Source organism: Streptomyces sp. AC512_CC834 (assembly GCF_019049325.1).
Classification (GTDB): Bacteria; Actinomycetota; Actinomycetes; order Streptomycetales; family Streptomycetaceae; genus Streptomyces.
Genome location: NZ_JAGMUO010000128.1, coordinates 24032 through 39702 on the forward strand (window position 1 = coordinate 24032; position 15671 = coordinate 39702).

Below are 15671 nucleotides of genomic sequence, written 5' to 3' on the forward strand. Positions count from 1 at the left end.
CCCTCCCTGCGCCGAGCCGCCGTTCCGCTTAATGTTCCCCGCATGGCTGCGGCTCAGGGACGACTGTCGGACGGCGCTGGCGGAATGGACGAACCGGAGGGTACCGAGGAGGACGCCCGGCACAAGGGGAGTACGGCACCGCCGCCCTTCGCGGCCGCCGTCGAGGCCTTGCGGGCCGCGCGGCTGCGGCCGCAGATCGAGGTGGAGGCGACGCGCGCACCGCAGCGCCTCGCCCCGTACGCGTACGCGCTGGAGGCCGCGGTCGTCGACGGCGACGAGGATCTGGCGGACGGGCGGCTGGTGCTGCTGCACGATCCGGCCGGGCACGACGCCTGGCGGGGCACCTTCCGGCTGGTGACGCTGGTGCGCGCCGAGCTGGAAGCCGAGATGGCCGCGGATCCGCTGCTGCCGGACGTGTGCTGGTCCTGGCTGACCGGCGCGCTCCAGGCACGCGGGCTGACGTACGGCGAACCCAGCGGCACGGTCACGCGCGCGAGTTCCCACTACTTCGGGGGACTCTCGGCGCGCCCGTCCGCCTCGCAGATCGAGATCCGGGCGTCCTGGACGCCGCGCGAGGGTCTGGGCGGCGTCCCGGACACCGCGGCGCACCTGGCCTCGTGGTGCGATCTGCTGGCCCAGGTCGCGGGCCTGCCGCCGGCCGCGCCGGGCGACGCGTCGATCGTGTCGCTGCCGCAGCGACGCGGCCCGCAGTCGCGCTGACCCCTCTGTCGTTCACCACCCGTCGCTCACCATCTGTCGTTCACCGCTTCGCGAGGGGGCTCGGCACGTCTGGAGCGCGTTCCGTCACTTTGTCGATACGGCCACTTTCGGCCTCGTATCGACAAAGTGCGGAACCGTTCGATCTTCGAATGATCGACAGCATGTCCGAATTGCTCGGATTGTTACTCACCAGATCGTGATCATTCTCTAAAGGCCGACGCGATCGGTGCCGAAGACGACTGTGACCTTGAAAGCACGGTTCGTCCGGCTTCAACCCCATGAGCCGGCCCCGTCCCCGCACCCCAGGAGGCCTGGTGTCCGTTCTCCTCGAGCAGCCTGCAAGCCTGGTCGCCTACCGCCCGAACAAGCCGACCGCCATGGTGGTCGTGGCCGACCCGCGCGTCCGCTCCACCGTCACCCGCCACCTGTGGGCGCTCGGTGTGCGCGACGTGATCGAGGCCTCGTCCGTCGCGGAGGCTCGTCCCCGCATCGGCAACCCCCGCGACATCTGCGTCGCGGACGTCCATCTCCCCGACGGCTCCGGCCTGACGCTGCTGTCGGAGACCCGCGCCGCGGGGTGGCCCAACGGGCTCGCCCTGTCCGCCGCCGACGACATCGGCGCCGTGCGCAATGCCCTCGCCGGCGGCGTCAAGGGCTACGTCGTCACCGGCACCCGTACCAACGTCGGGCTCCCCACCCGGCCGGGCGCCGCCCCCATCGGCGCCGCCGCCGCCCGCCTGCACCGCCGTCCCCCGGGCGCCCCGAGCCACCCGGGCGGCTACCGCGAGCTCTCCGGCCGCGAGGTGGAGGTGCTGCGACTGGTCGCGGAGGGCCAGTCGAACAAGGCGATCGGCGTCTCGATGGGCCTGTCCGCCCTGACCGTCAAGAGCCACCTGGCCCGCATCGCCCGCAAGCTCGGCACGGGCGACCGCGCGGGGATGGTCGCGGTGGCCCTGCGCACCGGCATCATCCACTGAACGTCCCCGATCCCACCCCTCCCGACCCCGATTCACCGACCTGACTGGTTTACGACCCCCCGGCGCCCGCCGACGGAACGTTCCGTCGGCGGGCGCCGCCGATGCACCGATACCCTTGACAGGTGACCGACGCCCACGAAACCGCAGCAGACCGTTCACTGCGAACCACCGGAGGCGCCCCTCCGGACGACGCCGGATCTTCTGTGAGTCAGGCGCCGATCCCCTTGCTCGAACCACGCGAGGGCATTCCACCGGTGATCGCCGACGCGACCGCCCTCGCCGAAGTGACCGCCGCCTTCGCCGCCGGCAGCGGCCCCGTCGCCGTCGACGCCGAGCGCGCCTCCGGGTACCGCTACGGCCAGCGCGCCTACCTGGTCCAGTTGCGCCGCGAGGGCGCCGGGACCGCGCTGATCGACCCGGTGGCCTGTCCCGACCTGTCCGGTCTCGGCGCGGCGATCGCCGACGTCGAGTGGGTGCTGCACGCGGCCACCCAGGACCTGCCGTGCCTGCGCGAGATAGGGATGGTTCCCACCCGCATCTTCGACACCGAGCTGGCCGGCCGGCTCGCCGGGTTCCCGCGCGTCGGCCTCGGCGCGATGGTGGAGAACGTCCTGGGCTTCGTCCTGGAGAAGGGCCACTCGGCCGTCGACTGGTCGACCCGCCCGCTGCCCGAGCCCTGGCTGCGCTACGCCGCGCTCGACGTCGAACTGCTGGTCGACCTGCGTGACGCGCTGGAGAAGGAGCTGGACCGGCAGGGCAAGCTGGGGTGGGCCCGGCAGGAGTTCGACGCGATCGCGTCGGCCCCGCCGCCCGAGCCGCGCAAGGACCCGTGGCGCCGTACGTCCGGCATGCACAAGGTGCGCCGGCGCCGCCAGCTCGCCGTGGTGCGGGAGCTGTGGCAGGCCCGGGACCGGATCGCGCAGCGGCGGGACGTCTCCCCCGGCAAGGTGCTCGGGGACGCGGCCATCGTCGAGGCGGCGCTCGCGCTGCCGGTCAACGCGCACGCGCTGGCCGCGCTGAACGGCTTCGGGCGGGTGAACCGCCGGCAGCTCGACCAGTGGCAGGTGTCGGTCGACCGGGCCAAGGCACTGTCCGAGTCGCAGTTGCCGCAGCCCGGCCAGCCGGTGACCGGCCCGCCGCCGCCCCGGGCGTGGGCCGACAAGGACCCGGCCGCCGCCGCCCGGCTGTCCGCGGCGCGCGCGGCGGTGACGGCGCTGGCCGAGCAGTTGAGCATGCCCCAGGAGAACCTGATCACGCCGGACACGGTGCGCCGGGTCTGCTGGGAGCCGCCCGCGACGGTCGACACCGAGGCCGTGGGCGCGGCCCTCGCCGGACACGGGGCGCGGCGCTGGCAGGTGGAGCAGGTGACACCGGTACTGGTGACGGCACTGAGCAGGGACGAGCCGTAGCGGGGCCGGAGCGACGGGTCGCAGCGGGGGCGGAGCGTCGGATTCCGGCCAAGATCCTGGGATGAGCGGTGCTCCGGTGGTGTGACGGGTGGTGTGACGTTCGCCGCTCCCGCCGGGGGGACTGGGCAGCTACGTTACTCATAAGTAGCATGGGGCTGAGCGCGCGCTCAGTGCATGCGTGCCGCAGCAGTGCCATCCCGCACCCTGGAGGAGAGCCATCGTGCCTCGTACCATCAGGGACGTCGTTTTCGTAGACGGCGTCCGCACCCCGTTCGGCAAGGCGGGACCGAAGGGCATCTACCACGAGACCCGCGCCGACGACCTGGTCGTGAAGGCGATCCGGGAGCTGCTGCGCCGCAACCCCGGTCTCGACCCCAAGAAGATCGACGAGGTCGCCGTCGCCGCGACCACGCAGATCGGTGACCAGGGCCTGACCATCGGCCGCACCGCCGGCATCCTGGCGGGCCTGCCCACCTCGGTCCCGGGCTACTCCATCGACCGCATGTGCGCGGGCGCCCTGACCGCCGTCACCTCGGTGGCCGGCTCGGTCGCCTTCGGCGCGTACGACGTCGCCGTCGCGGGCGGTGTCGAGCACATGGGCCGCCACCCGATGGGCGAGGGCGTGGACCCGAACCCGCGGTTCGTCAGCGAGAAGCTGGTCGACGAGTCCGCCCTGTTCATGGGCATGACGGCGGAGAACCTGCACGACCGCTACCCGTCGGTCACCAAGCAGCGCGCCGACGAGTACGCCGTACGCTCGCAGGAGAAGGCCGCCAAGGCGTACGCGAACGGCCAGATCCAGGCCGACCTGGTGCCGATCTCGGTGCGCCGCACCAACGAAGAGGCGGGCGAGACGGGCTGGGGCCTGGTCACCGCCGACGAGCCGATGCGCCCCGGCACCACGCTGGAGAACCTCGCCGGTCTGAAGACGCCGTTCCGCGTGCACGGCCGGGTCACCGCGGGCAACGCGGCCGGTCTGAACGACGGCGCGACCGCCTCCCTCATCGCGAGCGAGGACTTCGCCCGCGAGAACAACCTTCCCGTGAAGATGCGCCTCGTCGCGTACTCCTTCGCGGGCGTCGAGCCGGAGGTCATGGGCTACGGCCCGATCCCGGCGACGGAGAAGGCGCTGGCCCAGGCCGGCCTGTCCATCTCCGACATCGGCCTGTTCGAGATCAACGAGGCCTTCGCCGTCCAGGTCCTCGCCTTCCTGGAGCACTACGGCATCGCCGACGACGACGCACGCGTCAACCAGTACGGCGGCGCCATCGCGTTCGGCCACCCGCTGGCCTCCTCCGGCGTCCGGCTGATGACGCAGTTGGCCCGCCAGTTCGAGGAGCAGCCGCACGTCCGCTACGGCCTGACCACCATGTGCGTCGGCTTCGGCATGGGCGCGACGGTCATCTGGGAGAACCCGCACTTCGAGGGGGACAAGTGAGCACCACCGCAGAGCTGCTGAAGGGTGCGGCCGAGCTGTTCCCCGGCGAGGTCGTCACGCAGGCACACGTACGCCACTTCGACCTGCCGTTGGGCGCAGGCCGTTTCGCCCTCATCACCCTGGACAACGGCCACGACCACACCAAGCCGACCACGCTCGGCCCGCAGTCGCTGGCGAACATCGACGCCGCGATCGACCAGGTCGACAAGGAGGCCGCGGACGGCGACATCGTCGGCGTCGGCGTCACCGGCAAGCCGTTCATCTTCGCGGTCGGCGCCGACCTCAAGGGCGTCGAGCTGCTGACGGAGCACAAGGACGCGCTGGCCATCGGCAAGGGCGGCCACGACGTCCTCAAGCGCCTGGCGAACCTCGCGGTGCCGTCCTTCGCGTACTACAACGGCGCCTCCATGGGCGGCGGCGTGGAGATCGGCCTGCACTGCACCTACCGCACGGTGTCGGCGGCCCTGCCCGCCTTCTCCCTCCCCGAGGTCTTCCTCGGCCTGGTCCCCGGCTGGGGCGGCTGCACACTGCTGCCGAACCTGATCGGCGCGGACAAGGCCGTCTCGGTGATCATCGAGAACAGCCTGAACCAGAACAAGCAGCTCAAGGGCGTGCAGGTCCACGAACTCGGCATCGCGGACGCGATCTTCGAGGGCGCGGACTTCCTGGAGCAGTCGCTGATCTGGACGGCGTCCGTCCTGGGCGGCGAGATCACCGTCGAGCGCCCGCTGATCGACCGCGGCGAGGCCTGGGACCAGGCGGTCGCGAAGGGCCGCTTCATCGCCGACGGCAAGGTGCACGGCGCCGCCCCGGCCGCCTACCGCGCCCTGGACATCATCGCCGCCGCCAAGAACGGCGACCTCCAGCAGGGCTTCGACGCCGAGGACCAGGCCCTCGCCGACCTCATCATGGGCGGCGAACTGCGCTCCGGCATCTACGCCTTCAACCTGGTCCAGAAGCGCGGCAAGCGCCCCGCGGGCGCCCCGGACAAGTCGCTGGCCCGCCCGGTCACCAAGGTGGGCGTGGTCGGCGCCGGCCTGATGGCCTCCCAGCTCGCGCTGCTCTTCCTGCGCCGCCTGGAGGTCCCGGTCGTCCTGACCGACATCGACCAGGAGCGCGTCGACAAGGGTGTGGGCTACGTCCAGGCCGAGATCGACAAGCTGCTCGGCAAGGGCCGTATCAACCAGGACAAGGCGAACCGCCTCAAGGCCCTGGTGACCGGCGTCCTGGACAAGGCCGAGGGCTTCGCGGACGCGGACTTCGTCATCGAGGCCGTCTTCGAGGAGATGGGCGTCAAGCAGAAGGTCTTCGCCGAGGTCGAGGCGGTCGCCCCGGCGCACGCGATCCTGGCGACGAACACCTCGTCCCTCTCCGTCTCGGAGATGGCGTCGAAGCTGAAGCACCCCGAGCGCGTCGTCGGCTTCCACTTCTTCAACCCGGTCGCGATCCTCCCCCTCCTGGAGATCGTCCGCGGCGAGCAGACCGACGAGGCCTCGCTGGCCACGGCGTTCGGCGTCGCCAAGAAGCTGAAGAAGACCGCGGTCCTGGTCAAGGACGCCCCGGCGTTCGTGGTCAACCGCATCCTCACCCGCTTCATGGGCGAGATCCAGAACGTCATCGACGAGGGCACCCCGGTCGAGGTCGCCGAGAAGGCCGTCGAGCCGCTCGGCCTGCCGATGTCCCCGCTGGTCCTCCTGGAGCTGGTCGGCCCCGCCATCGGCCTGCACGTCTCTCAGACCCTCAACCGGGCCTTCCCGGACCGCTTCACGGTCTCCCCGAACCTCAAGGCCGTCGTCGAGGCCGGCAAGCGCGGCTTCTACGTCTACGACAGCGGCAAGCCCGAGCTGGACCCCGAGGTCGCGGCCCTCCTCAAGCAGGGCGACACCGTCCTCACCGAGGAGCAGGTCCGCGACCGCGTCCTGGACGCGGTGGCCCAGGAGATCGGCCTGATGCTCGACGACGGCGTCGTCGCCGAGGCCCAGGACATCGACCTCTGCCTGATCACCGGCGCCGGCTGGCCCTTCCACCTGGGCGGCATCACGCCGTACCTGGACCGCGAGGGCGTCGCCGAACGGGTGACCGGGAAGCGGTTCCTGGAGGCTGGGGTGGCGTCGGTTCCGGCCTGACGCCTCCTGCGACAGCGGACGGGCCGCACAGGCGAGTGCCTGTGCGGCCCGTCGGCCGTTCCGGCCCGGCGCACAGGGCGTACGGCCGGCTACCAGTCTCCTGTGAAGGGCCGGTGCTCGCAGACGTCGCCGCACGCGTGCCTCGACGCGCCGAAGGACCGGATGGGGCTTCCTTCCGGGATGCCGACGACCTTGAAGGTCGTGCTGGCCGGTGCCGACTCCGTCGCCCCGAACAGGGCGATGACATCCACCGTGTGAGTACCCGAGCGCCACGGATGGGCGTGGCTGAACGCCCATTCCCCCTTCTCGTTGACGCCGGTCGCCCCGACGAGGATGCCTTGCTCCATCAGTACGACCTTGGTGGCGCCGGACTGGACCTTCCCCGAGAAACGCGGTCGGGGCCCCGAGAACGCTCCGTCGCCAGGAGCCGAGACGACCGGCGGCGCCACCTCCGTCTGCACGGTGAAACGATGTTCCAGCACGGGAAAACAACCGTCACCGCGCAGTCCGACGCAGTGGACGACGTGCTCCCCGGCCTCCCAGTTGACGGAGCGGCGCCAGGTCCACCGGCCGGTGCCGCCCACCTGAGCACCCCCCAGGTACCGGCCCTGTTCGAAGAAGAGGACGTAGTCCGTACCGGGTGAGGCGACGCCGGAGAACTTCACCATGGGGCCTGCGAGTCCGTGTGCCACCGGCTTGGAGATGGCGGGCGACTCACCCATCGGCTGCGCGTAGTGCAGCGCCGACTCGGGAGACTGGATGGTGAACTCGGTCGAGACCGGCGGCAGGGTCGGCGGTGTCATGAGCGCCGTCACGTCCACGTCTGTCTTGTCGAGGACGCCGAGATCGCACAGCCCGGCGACCACGACACGGGCGACTTCGTAAGCGCCGGTGTGGTTCAGATGGGTCGAGTCGATGACGCCGTCGGGATGCAGCGGGTGCTCTCCCGCGTCGGTCCAGCAGAAGTAGTGACGCAGACGCGTGGGGCCCAGCCCGGCCCACAGTTCCATGGTGCGGCTCGTCAGATCGATCACCGGCGCCCCGAGTTCCCGGGCGACCTCCAGCATCGCCCGCGGGTACGGCCCGAGCGTGTTGAGCACCTCGCCCGCGCTGGAGAAGGCGTAGCGCGCACACGGGGTGACCAGGACGGGTGTCCCACCCTCGGCGTGCACGTACTGCACGAACAACCGCAGGAACTCCTGGTATTCGCGTATCGGCACATACCGTGTGCCGTTATGGATCATGTGATCCACACAGCCGAACCCGATGAGCACGATGTCCCCGCGCCGCATGCGGTTCAGCATCGCCGGGAAGCGCTCCGTGAAGTACTTCCGTGTGGTCATGGCGCTTCGGGCGTAGTTGGCCACGCCGACCGGCCCCACCAGGAGGTCCTCGATCTTCTGTCCCCAGCCCGCCATCGGAGCCTCTTGGTCCGTCCGCGGGGCCGGTACGGAGTCCCCGAGGACGAAGATGGTTCGGTTCACTGAATTCCCATTCCTAGCGGTCGACCACGTTCATGGCCATGGCTCCTGAAGCGGAGCAGTAGGGGCGCACCCACACCGGTCGGGCCGGATGAATCACCGCGAGCTCCGAGACGCCGTCCCCGGCCAGCGGCAGGGACGGGTACGCGTAGGTGCCCTTGACGTCCGGGAAGTCCTCCAGCAAGTGACACACGCGCACCTTGCGCCGGTCATGCGGGTCCGGTTGCAGCCACCAGTCCCAGTCCTCCCAGCGCTCCAGCCGATGGTCGACGGCGTGTCGCACCGGCACTTCCGCCCGGAACTCATGGCGGCCGAGGACCTGCACGGGCACGGTGAGGTTCCTTCCGTGCAGTCCACGGCGACTCACGACGAACAACGCCCCGGGCTCGATCCGGCGGCCCCCGCACAGGACGCCTCGCAGTGTGATGGCGCCGTCCCCCAGCTCGACGGTCACGCACTCGGCGTGTTCCTCGCGCAACACCGTGCGCAGCATCAGCCGGCCGTTGGGCTGGGCGTAGGGGAGGTTCCAGGCGACCGGACCGGTCGGAGGGTGGCCCACCAAGTCGGCTCGCGCGTCGATCAGGGCCCGTGTGTCACGGATGCCCGCCTTCATGTGTACGGCCTTCGACTTGGCCGTACACATCGTCACCTGCCAGCGTCCGTCACCCAGGTCGTCCAGTGCCGACGGGCCCAGCGCCGCCGTGTACCGGGTACCGCCGTTGTCGAGGTTCGTGCGTGAGGTTCTTACGGGCACATCGGGGCGCCGATTGCCGTCGGACGGCTTGTGACGCAGCACGAACTGCCAGCGGTGACGGCCGTCCCCCGGGCCTTCGGCGCTGAAGCGCAGCCATCCCGCGCCGTCGGCGACGACGTCCACGGTCGCCGCTCCGACACTCGCCGGGGGGACGGTGGCCGGGGCCGCCGCCCGGCGGGCTCCGGCCGGGGCGCGGTATCCGCGGACGGCGGCGGCACGGCGGCGGGCGGCGGCCTCGAAGAGCTTCACATAGCGGTCCGCGACGGCCGCCGGATCGTAGCGTGCGGCGTTGCGCAGAGCCGCCTCGCCCATGTCGCGTCGCAGGACCTCGTCGGCCATGAGGCGTCGCAGGCCCCAGGCGATCCCTGCCACCTCTCCGGTGGGCACCAGGAAACCGTCCTCACCGTCGCGGAGGATCTCCCGGGGCCCGACCGGGCAGTCGGTGGAGACCACGGGCAGTCCGCACCGCATCGCCTCCACCAGAGTCATGCCGAAGGATTCGGCGCTGGAGGTGACTGCGGCGATGGACCCCTTCGTCCACTCGGACTCGATCGGCGAGAAGCCGCCCATGAGCAACGCCCGGCCGGCCAGCCCGAGTTCGGTGACGAGCCCGCGCAGTTTTCCGGCCTCACCACCGTCGCCGTAAATGCGTAGCTGCCAGTCGGGGAACTCCTCGGCCAGGCTGCCGAAGGCACGAATCAGCAGGTCGTAGCGCTTGATGTGATGCATGCGGCCTGCGCTGACCACGATCTTGCGCGTGCAGTCGGAGGGCGGCACAGACGGCCGGGGCACGCTGTTGGGAATGCCGACCACGGTGATGCCGGAGATCGGTGTGTTCTCCATGAAGGACTTGGCGTCCGCCTCGGTGACCGTCGTGATCGCGTCCAGCCGCGGGTAGACGCGGGCCATCTCGGCACGCACCGCCGGTGGGATGGCGAGGTGCGTCATGTGTTCCTGGGCGACGCGCAGCGCGCCCTCCCTGGTGTGGGCGGCGACGAAGAGGTTGAGGCTGGGCCGGGTGCCGACCACCACGTCGGCGTCGGTCCTTCGCAGTTCCCGGATGATGCGCTCGTCGGTGAACCGGCTGTACTGGGCGAAGAACTCTTCCTGACGCGGCACCACTTCGCTCGGTTCGTCGCTGCCGGCGGCGCCCCGGTCGGAGGAGCCGGGACGAAGGTCGACGAGGGCCCGGACCGTGATACGTGGGGAGATCTCGAACTTGGTGGTGTGCGCACGCCGGAAGACCGAGACGATCTCCACGTCGTGGTGGACGGCGAGGGCCTCGGCGAGGTTGATGACGGTTCTGTTCGTGCCGCCGATGCCGTAGATGTTGTTGATCAGGAAGGAGATCTTCACCGGACCTCGCGCTCCTTCCGCTCGAAGGGACTGGGCACCGGGTAGTAGGCGCCGAGGAAGGCGCCGAGCATCTCGGTCTGGCGGTCGACGTCGTGACCGTCGGAAAGCGTGTCGTTGATGCAGAACGCCTGCCGGTCGCGGCGGGCCAGCAGAATGCCCAGCCGCCGTTGGACCTCGGGCCTGGCGAGGTCCAGGTAGGCGAACCGGATGTTGGACGGCACCGCACGGCCCGTGAAGTAGGCGTAGTAGTGGTACAGCGACGACGGGATGGAGATGTCGGTGGGGCTGCGGAATCGGCTGTGCGAGGTCTGCCAGTGCGCTGCGGAGTACTCGCGTTCTATCTCCTCCAGCACGCTCCGTCGCAGTGCGTAGGGTGCGTGCCGGAGTTTCTGGACGATGACCGAACCGAAGTTCTCCAGGAGAAGCCGCCGGTTGTTCTTGCCCGCCGCGTCGACCGGACGGTCCACGGGACTGGGGCCCCGGCGGGGTACCTGGGAGGGCGAGAAGAAGGTCCGAGTCATGCCGTTGGACAGGAAGAAGTCCTGCGGCGTGACGGGACGGCCCAGGAACATGTCGTCGTTGAGGTAGAGAAAGTGCTCGGACAGGCCCTTGATGTGGTGCAGCCGACTCTCGATGGCATGCGAGTTGAAGGTGGGCAGCGCGGCCGGATCGGCGAAGATGTCGGCGTGGTCGACGACGGTCAGGCGCGGGTGGCTGTCGTTGAGCCACGCCGGACGCTGCCCGTCCGTCACCAGGTAGACGTGTCTGACCCACGGGGCGTTCTGTTCCAGAGCCCGCAAGGAATAGCGCAGTTCGTCCCGGCTGATGTAGCGGGCCGCGTTCGCCGCTTCGGCGTGGTAGCCACCGTCGTAAGCACTGCGACGCCGCTGCCATGCGGGGTCGTTGCCGTCGACCCACGTGTAGACGACGTCGATCGGGAAGCGCACGTCCTCGGGCAGCGCGTCGGCGCAGGCCTGCACGGTGCGCACCGAGCGGGTACGCCGGGTGTGCAGCGCGGCGAAGCCGGTCAGCCGGCTGACCGGCACGGTCACGCGGGCCTCGCGGAGCGACACGTCCTCTGTGACACGGTTGGGGCGCGGCGCCACGAGGCGTCCGGCTTCCGGCTTCCAGAACTCGATGTCGCAACTGTGCTCGAGACCGAGCACCAGAGAACCCGTGGGGTCGCTCCACACCATGCCGACCTGGAGGACCCCGGCGTGCCGGGCCTGTTGCCGGCCGCCGTGCGAACCTGCCAGTGCCGCTCGGGCATGCGGCGTCTCGCCCCTGCACGCACGCACGTAAAGAGGGCTGTGACCGGCACAGCGCTCGAGCGCCCTGCCCACCTGCTCACGATCGGACTCGGCGACGGCGAGGACGGAACGGAAATCTGAGGTTCCGCGGATGGCGAAGTAGTCGACCCCCGCACCCTCCAGCGCGGTCACGACCAGTTCGAGGTTGGCCTCGCGCAGACCGAGCGGCGAGACGGTGGGCCGGACCAGCGCGATCCGGTCGCCGTGTCCGGCGAGTGCCGCGAGCCGCTCCCCCTCGCGGAAGAGGTGCGGCCAACGGCGGCGGGCCCGCAAGCCGCGGAACAGCCGGGAAGCGAGGGAGAGAGCGTGCAGTCGGCGAAGCAGGTGCTTGAGGACCATACGCAGCCCTGCCGGTACCCGGCGTGCGATACGGCGTCTGAGGCCCGCCGGGACCAGGCCGCGGTACGCCCCGACCGCGGCGGATGCCTCGGGGTTGCCTGTGCTCACGAATGATTGTCCGACTCTGTATCGGTCTGCGGGCGGTCGTACTCGAAGACGCTGGGGACTGGGTAGTACTGGTGCAGGAAGCGCACGACGGCGTTGGTCCCTCCTCCGAAACCCGCCTCCTCGGTGCCGAGACCGAAGAACTGGAGCTGTTGCACGTCACGCCGGACGAGCAGCCGTTCCAGGTGGGTGCCGATGCCGGGCAGTGCCGCGTGCAGCACCACGGATGCTTCCCCCGACGGATCGGCGAGACCGGCGACGTATCCGAAGTGGTGGACCATGCCGTCCATGGGATGGGTCCCGGGCACTGTGGACAGCGCCTGGTGGTTGGCCAGCGGCAGGGATCGCGCCCCCGCTTCTCCGAGCCGGGTCAAGGTGTCGGCCCGGTAGGGCTGGGGTCCCGCCGCGTAGCCGTGGCCGGTGACCCGGCCCGTGGCGGAATAGGCGGCACGGACCCACTCCGCGAAAGACTCCGACGCGTTCCAGGGACCACGCCGCGGACGGGTTCCGCCGCTGGGCGTGAAGTAGTCGAAGGGGCGGACCGGGCGGCCGAGCAGGGCGCCGGGACGCATGAGCAGAAAGTGTTCGGCGACGTCGGGCAGTTGGTCCAGCCGCCACTCGGCACCGGGCCCGGCGCGGACGACGCTGAGCCGCTCGTCCGGCTTCAGCCAGGCCGGCGGCTCCGCCTGGGCGACCACATGCACGACGTCGATCCACGGCGCGTACTGGTGCACGGAGCGCAGGGCCGCGCGCAGCAGTTCCTCACCCCATGGCGTTGGATGCTGCCACAGCAGCACCGCGTCCACGGGGAACGAGATCTCCTCGAGCCGTACGACGTCGAAGTTCTCCAGAGTGATCGTCGGTTCCATGTCGCCGTCGATGTCGCAGTAGCCGGACAGCCGGTCGAGGCCGATCTCGATGCCGGGTGCTTCGGCGGGCACGGCGCGCTGTACCCGGTTGGGACGTGGGCCGATGAGTCGTTCCTGGGGGAGGTCGGTGTTGGCCGTCCAGAACTCGATCTCGATGCCTTGGTCCTCGCCCACCCACAGGTTCTCGGTGGGATCGGTACGGAGCCACGTGAGGCGGATCACCCTGGCTCTGCCGTAGTGCTTCCACGCCTTCATGTGGCTGCCCGGAACATCGCGGGTGTCACCTGCGGAAGGGGACACGGAGACGACGTAGCCGGTGTGCTCCTCAAGCAGGGCGCGCAGCACCCGACGTACGGTCCCCTTGTCCCGCACTTCCACGGCGATGCACAGACGGCGGTCGTCCAGGGCGGGCACCGCGAACCAGGGCACCTCGGCGGCGTCCAGCGCGTGCGTGACCAGGTCGTGGTCGAGCCGGCGGGCGAGATCGACGGTGAGCCCGCTGTGCACGTGGGCGACCCTGCCGTCGGGTGCGGTCGTACGACGCTCGGACTGTCCGAGGCCCGCGCGGCGGACGCGTCGAAGGGCCCTGCGGTGCAGGCGGGCTTCGCGGCGGCTCAGGGTGCGCGCGAGGCCCCCCTTCACCTTGCGCCGCACGCCTGCGGGCACGGTGGTCGCGGCCGCAGAGCGCACCGGCTGCGGGACGAACCTCCGGTAGACGTGAACCGCGGAACTCATCGACGTCGGATTGGGCACGTCATGAACTCCGTCTCATCGCTCGAAGGGGCTGGGGGTCGGGAAATACGAGGTGAAGAAGTCGTCCAGCAGTTCTTGCTGCGCCTCTGTGTCCTCGGGGGTGGAGAAGGCGTCGTTGAGGCAGAACGAGTCCCGGTCCCGGCCGTCGAGCAGCCGTTGCAGTCGATCCGCCAGGTCGGCCACGGCCAACTGGATGTAGGTGAAGGGCATCGACGCCGGCTGCGCCCGGCCGGTCAGCGCCGCGTAGTACAACGCGAACGACGAAGTGGGCGACAGGTCCGTCATGGCCCGGAACCTGCTGGCCGATGTACGCGCCCACGCCTCGGCGAACTCCAGTTCGGCCTCCTCCATCGCCGAGCGTCGCAAGGCGTAGGGGATGTGTTCCATGGGCTGGGTGATGACCTTGCCGAAACGTTCATGCAGCAGCGCCCTGTTGTTCTTGCACGCCGCGTCCACCGGGCTGTCGGTCTCGGCGACCGGCCCCTGCGGGATGCGGTTGCGCGAGGGGAAGTAGCGTGCCGTCCCGCTCGGGGTGAAGAAGGAGTGCGGAGCCACCGGACGCCCCATGAACATGTCATCGTTGAAGTAGAGGAAGTGCTCGGCGAGACCCTCGATGTGATGAAGCTGGCTCTCGATCGAGTGCGAGTTGAAGGTGGGAAGGTCCGCCGGATTGCGGAAGATCTCCCGATGGGTGGCGATGCGGGCCCCGGGCACGTCCTCGCGCATCCAATCCGGAACCTGGTCGTCGGTGACGACGTAGATGTTCCGGATCCATGGCGCGAACAGGTGGAGGGAGCGTATCGAGTAACGCAGTTCGTCGCGGCTGATGAACCTGGCGTCACTCGCCGACTCGGCGTGGTAGGCCTCGCCCTTGGCCTGCGCCTTGCGCTGCTTCCAGGCCGGATCGTTGCCGTCGACCCACGTGTAGACGGCGTCGACGGGGAAGGCGATGTCGTCGGCGCAGTTCACCAGGAACTCGGGCCGGGTCGGCAGCGCCGGTGCGAGATGTCCCGGGGTCCAGTCCGACACGAAGCGGCTGAACAACCGGGCGGCGCCCATGACGTTCGGACCGTCGGTGCCCACCGCCCAGGTGGCGCGGTTGGCGCGCGGAGCGACGAGACAGGTGCCCTGCCGCTGCCAGAACTCGACGACGCAGCCGTACTCGTGCCCGAGCAGCAGGTGCCGACCCGGATCGGTGCGGTACCAACTGACTTGCAGCACCCGCGCGCCGACGACCTCGCGCCAGGCCCGGGGATCACGCGAAGAGACCGGCTTGGCGGGCCGGGGTGCGTCCGGGTCCACGACGGTCAGGTGCCCCGGGTACTGCCCGAGCCCGCGGAAGACCGCCTGAAGCACACGCTCCCGGTCCTCCTCGGCGACACCCACGACCGTGCCGTGGTCGACCGTGCCGCGTACGGCGAAGTGGCCGACTCCGGCCGCGTCGAGCAGGGCGACGAGTGCCGAGCGGTTGGCCTCACGGGCGGCGAGCGGGGTCAGCCCCGGCTCGACATAGACGTCGCCGTGCTCGCCCGTGAGCGTCGTCGGCGCGTTCGCGGTGGAGTGCCGCGGGCCGGCAACACCCTGCCGGGCCGCAACGGTCGCGGCGGTTGGATGCGCGGTGAAGTCAGATACGGTCGTCACGCCACTGAACCTCAAAGGACGACGCACGCAGCGGCACAGCCACCCTCCCTCTCCTCACCCGAGCCATGCCGGAGTGAGCACCAGTGACCGTGAGCCCTCGTGCCCCCCGGCTCGAATCACGACCACACCAGGCACCGACCGACCGGCCCATGCCGTCCACATTGAAACTTTAACGTTCACAGGACCGACACATCTTCACCAAGGGTCCTGATAGCTGTCAACAGCAGTCACTTATGACAGAAAATACACTGCTCTCTGACATGTTCCCGAACAACGGACATCAGGCAGATGTCCAGGGTCGCCACCCGACTCGTCCGACAATCGGTCTATAGTTCGGGAGCGCTTCGGCGACCATCGCCGCGGCCGGGCCCGGCCTCTCCCCCCACTCGTGCC

10 protein-coding genes are annotated in these 15671 nt (G+C 70.1%); 5 read left to right on the forward strand and 5 right to left on the reverse strand.

What is annotated here, in order from left to right; genetic code table 11:
* Window positions 1–42 precede the first annotated feature (42 nt).
* The 5 genes from KUM40_RS38520 (at window position 43) to KUM40_RS38540 (ending at window position 6670) form a co-directional block, all read left to right on the forward strand.
* Window positions 43–720: a DUF3000 domain-containing protein gene (locus KUM40_RS38520; protein WP_217170995.1), complete on the forward strand. Its 678-nt coding sequence runs from the start codon at window positions 43–45 to the stop codon at window positions 718–720.
* A 314-nt stretch (window positions 721–1034) separates the two neighbouring features.
* Window positions 1035–1697: a response regulator transcription factor gene (locus KUM40_RS38525; protein ID WP_003972894.1), complete on the forward strand. Its 663-nt coding sequence runs from the start codon at window positions 1035–1037 to the stop codon at window positions 1695–1697.
* 122 nt (window positions 1698–1819) lie between these two features.
* The gene (locus KUM40_RS38530; protein ID WP_217170996.1) at window positions 1820–3106 is read left to right on the forward strand and encodes a ribonuclease D; all 1287 of its coding nucleotides are present in this window, start codon (window positions 1820–1822) and stop codon (window positions 3104–3106) included.
* Between the two features lie 220 nt (window positions 3107–3326).
* Window positions 3327–4544, forward strand: coding sequence for an acetyl-CoA C-acyltransferase (locus KUM40_RS38535; RefSeq protein WP_217170997.1), 1218 nt, complete (start codon window positions 3327–3329; stop codon window positions 4542–4544).
* On the forward strand, window positions 4541–6670 hold the full coding sequence (locus KUM40_RS38540; protein ID WP_217170998.1) for a 3-hydroxyacyl-CoA dehydrogenase NAD-binding domain-containing protein: 2130 nt from the start codon (window positions 4541–4543) through the stop codon (window positions 6668–6670). The genes KUM40_RS38535 and KUM40_RS38540 overlap by 4 nt, the downstream gene beginning before the upstream one ends.
* Window positions 6671–6759: 89 nt before the next feature.
* Here the strand turns inward: KUM40_RS38540 and KUM40_RS38545 are convergent, their stop codons facing one another.
* From KUM40_RS38545 to KUM40_RS38565, 5 genes are read right to left on the reverse strand one after another with little or no spacing between them, the layout of a single operon-like run.
* On the reverse strand, window positions 6760–8154 hold the full coding sequence (locus KUM40_RS38545) for a GDSL-type esterase/lipase family protein (protein ID WP_217170999.1): 1395 nt from the start codon (window positions 8152–8154) through the stop codon (window positions 6760–6762).
* A 13-nt stretch (window positions 8155–8167) separates the two neighbouring features.
* Window positions 8168–10261 (reverse strand): glycosyltransferase family 4 protein, encoded by a 2094-nt coding sequence (locus KUM40_RS38550; protein WP_217171000.1) that lies wholly within the window; start codon window positions 10259–10261, stop codon window positions 8168–8170.
* Window positions 10258–12018 (reverse strand): stealth family protein, encoded by a 1761-nt coding sequence (locus tag KUM40_RS38555; protein WP_217171001.1) that lies wholly within the window; start codon window positions 12016–12018, stop codon window positions 10258–10260. Before KUM40_RS38555 ends, KUM40_RS38550 begins: the two co-directional genes overlap by 4 nt.
* Window positions 12015–13637: a sugar phosphotransferase gene (locus KUM40_RS38560; RefSeq protein ID WP_217171002.1), complete on the reverse strand. Its 1623-nt coding sequence runs from the start codon at window positions 13635–13637 to the stop codon at window positions 12015–12017. The genes KUM40_RS38555 and KUM40_RS38560 overlap by 4 nt, the downstream gene beginning before the upstream one ends.
* A 15-nt stretch (window positions 13638–13652) precedes the next feature.
* Complete coding sequence (locus KUM40_RS38565; protein WP_217171003.1) at window positions 13653–15278, reverse strand: stealth family protein; 1626 nt, start codon at window positions 15276–15278, stop codon at window positions 13653–13655.
* Window positions 15279–15671: the final 393 nt, after the last annotated feature.

Bases quoted from the DNA above. Each gene is read 5' to 3' on its own strand.
- KUM40_RS38520 (WP_217170995.1), top strand. From the start codon at position 43: ATGGCTGCGGCTCAGGGACGACTGTCGGACGGCGCTGGCGGAATGGAC.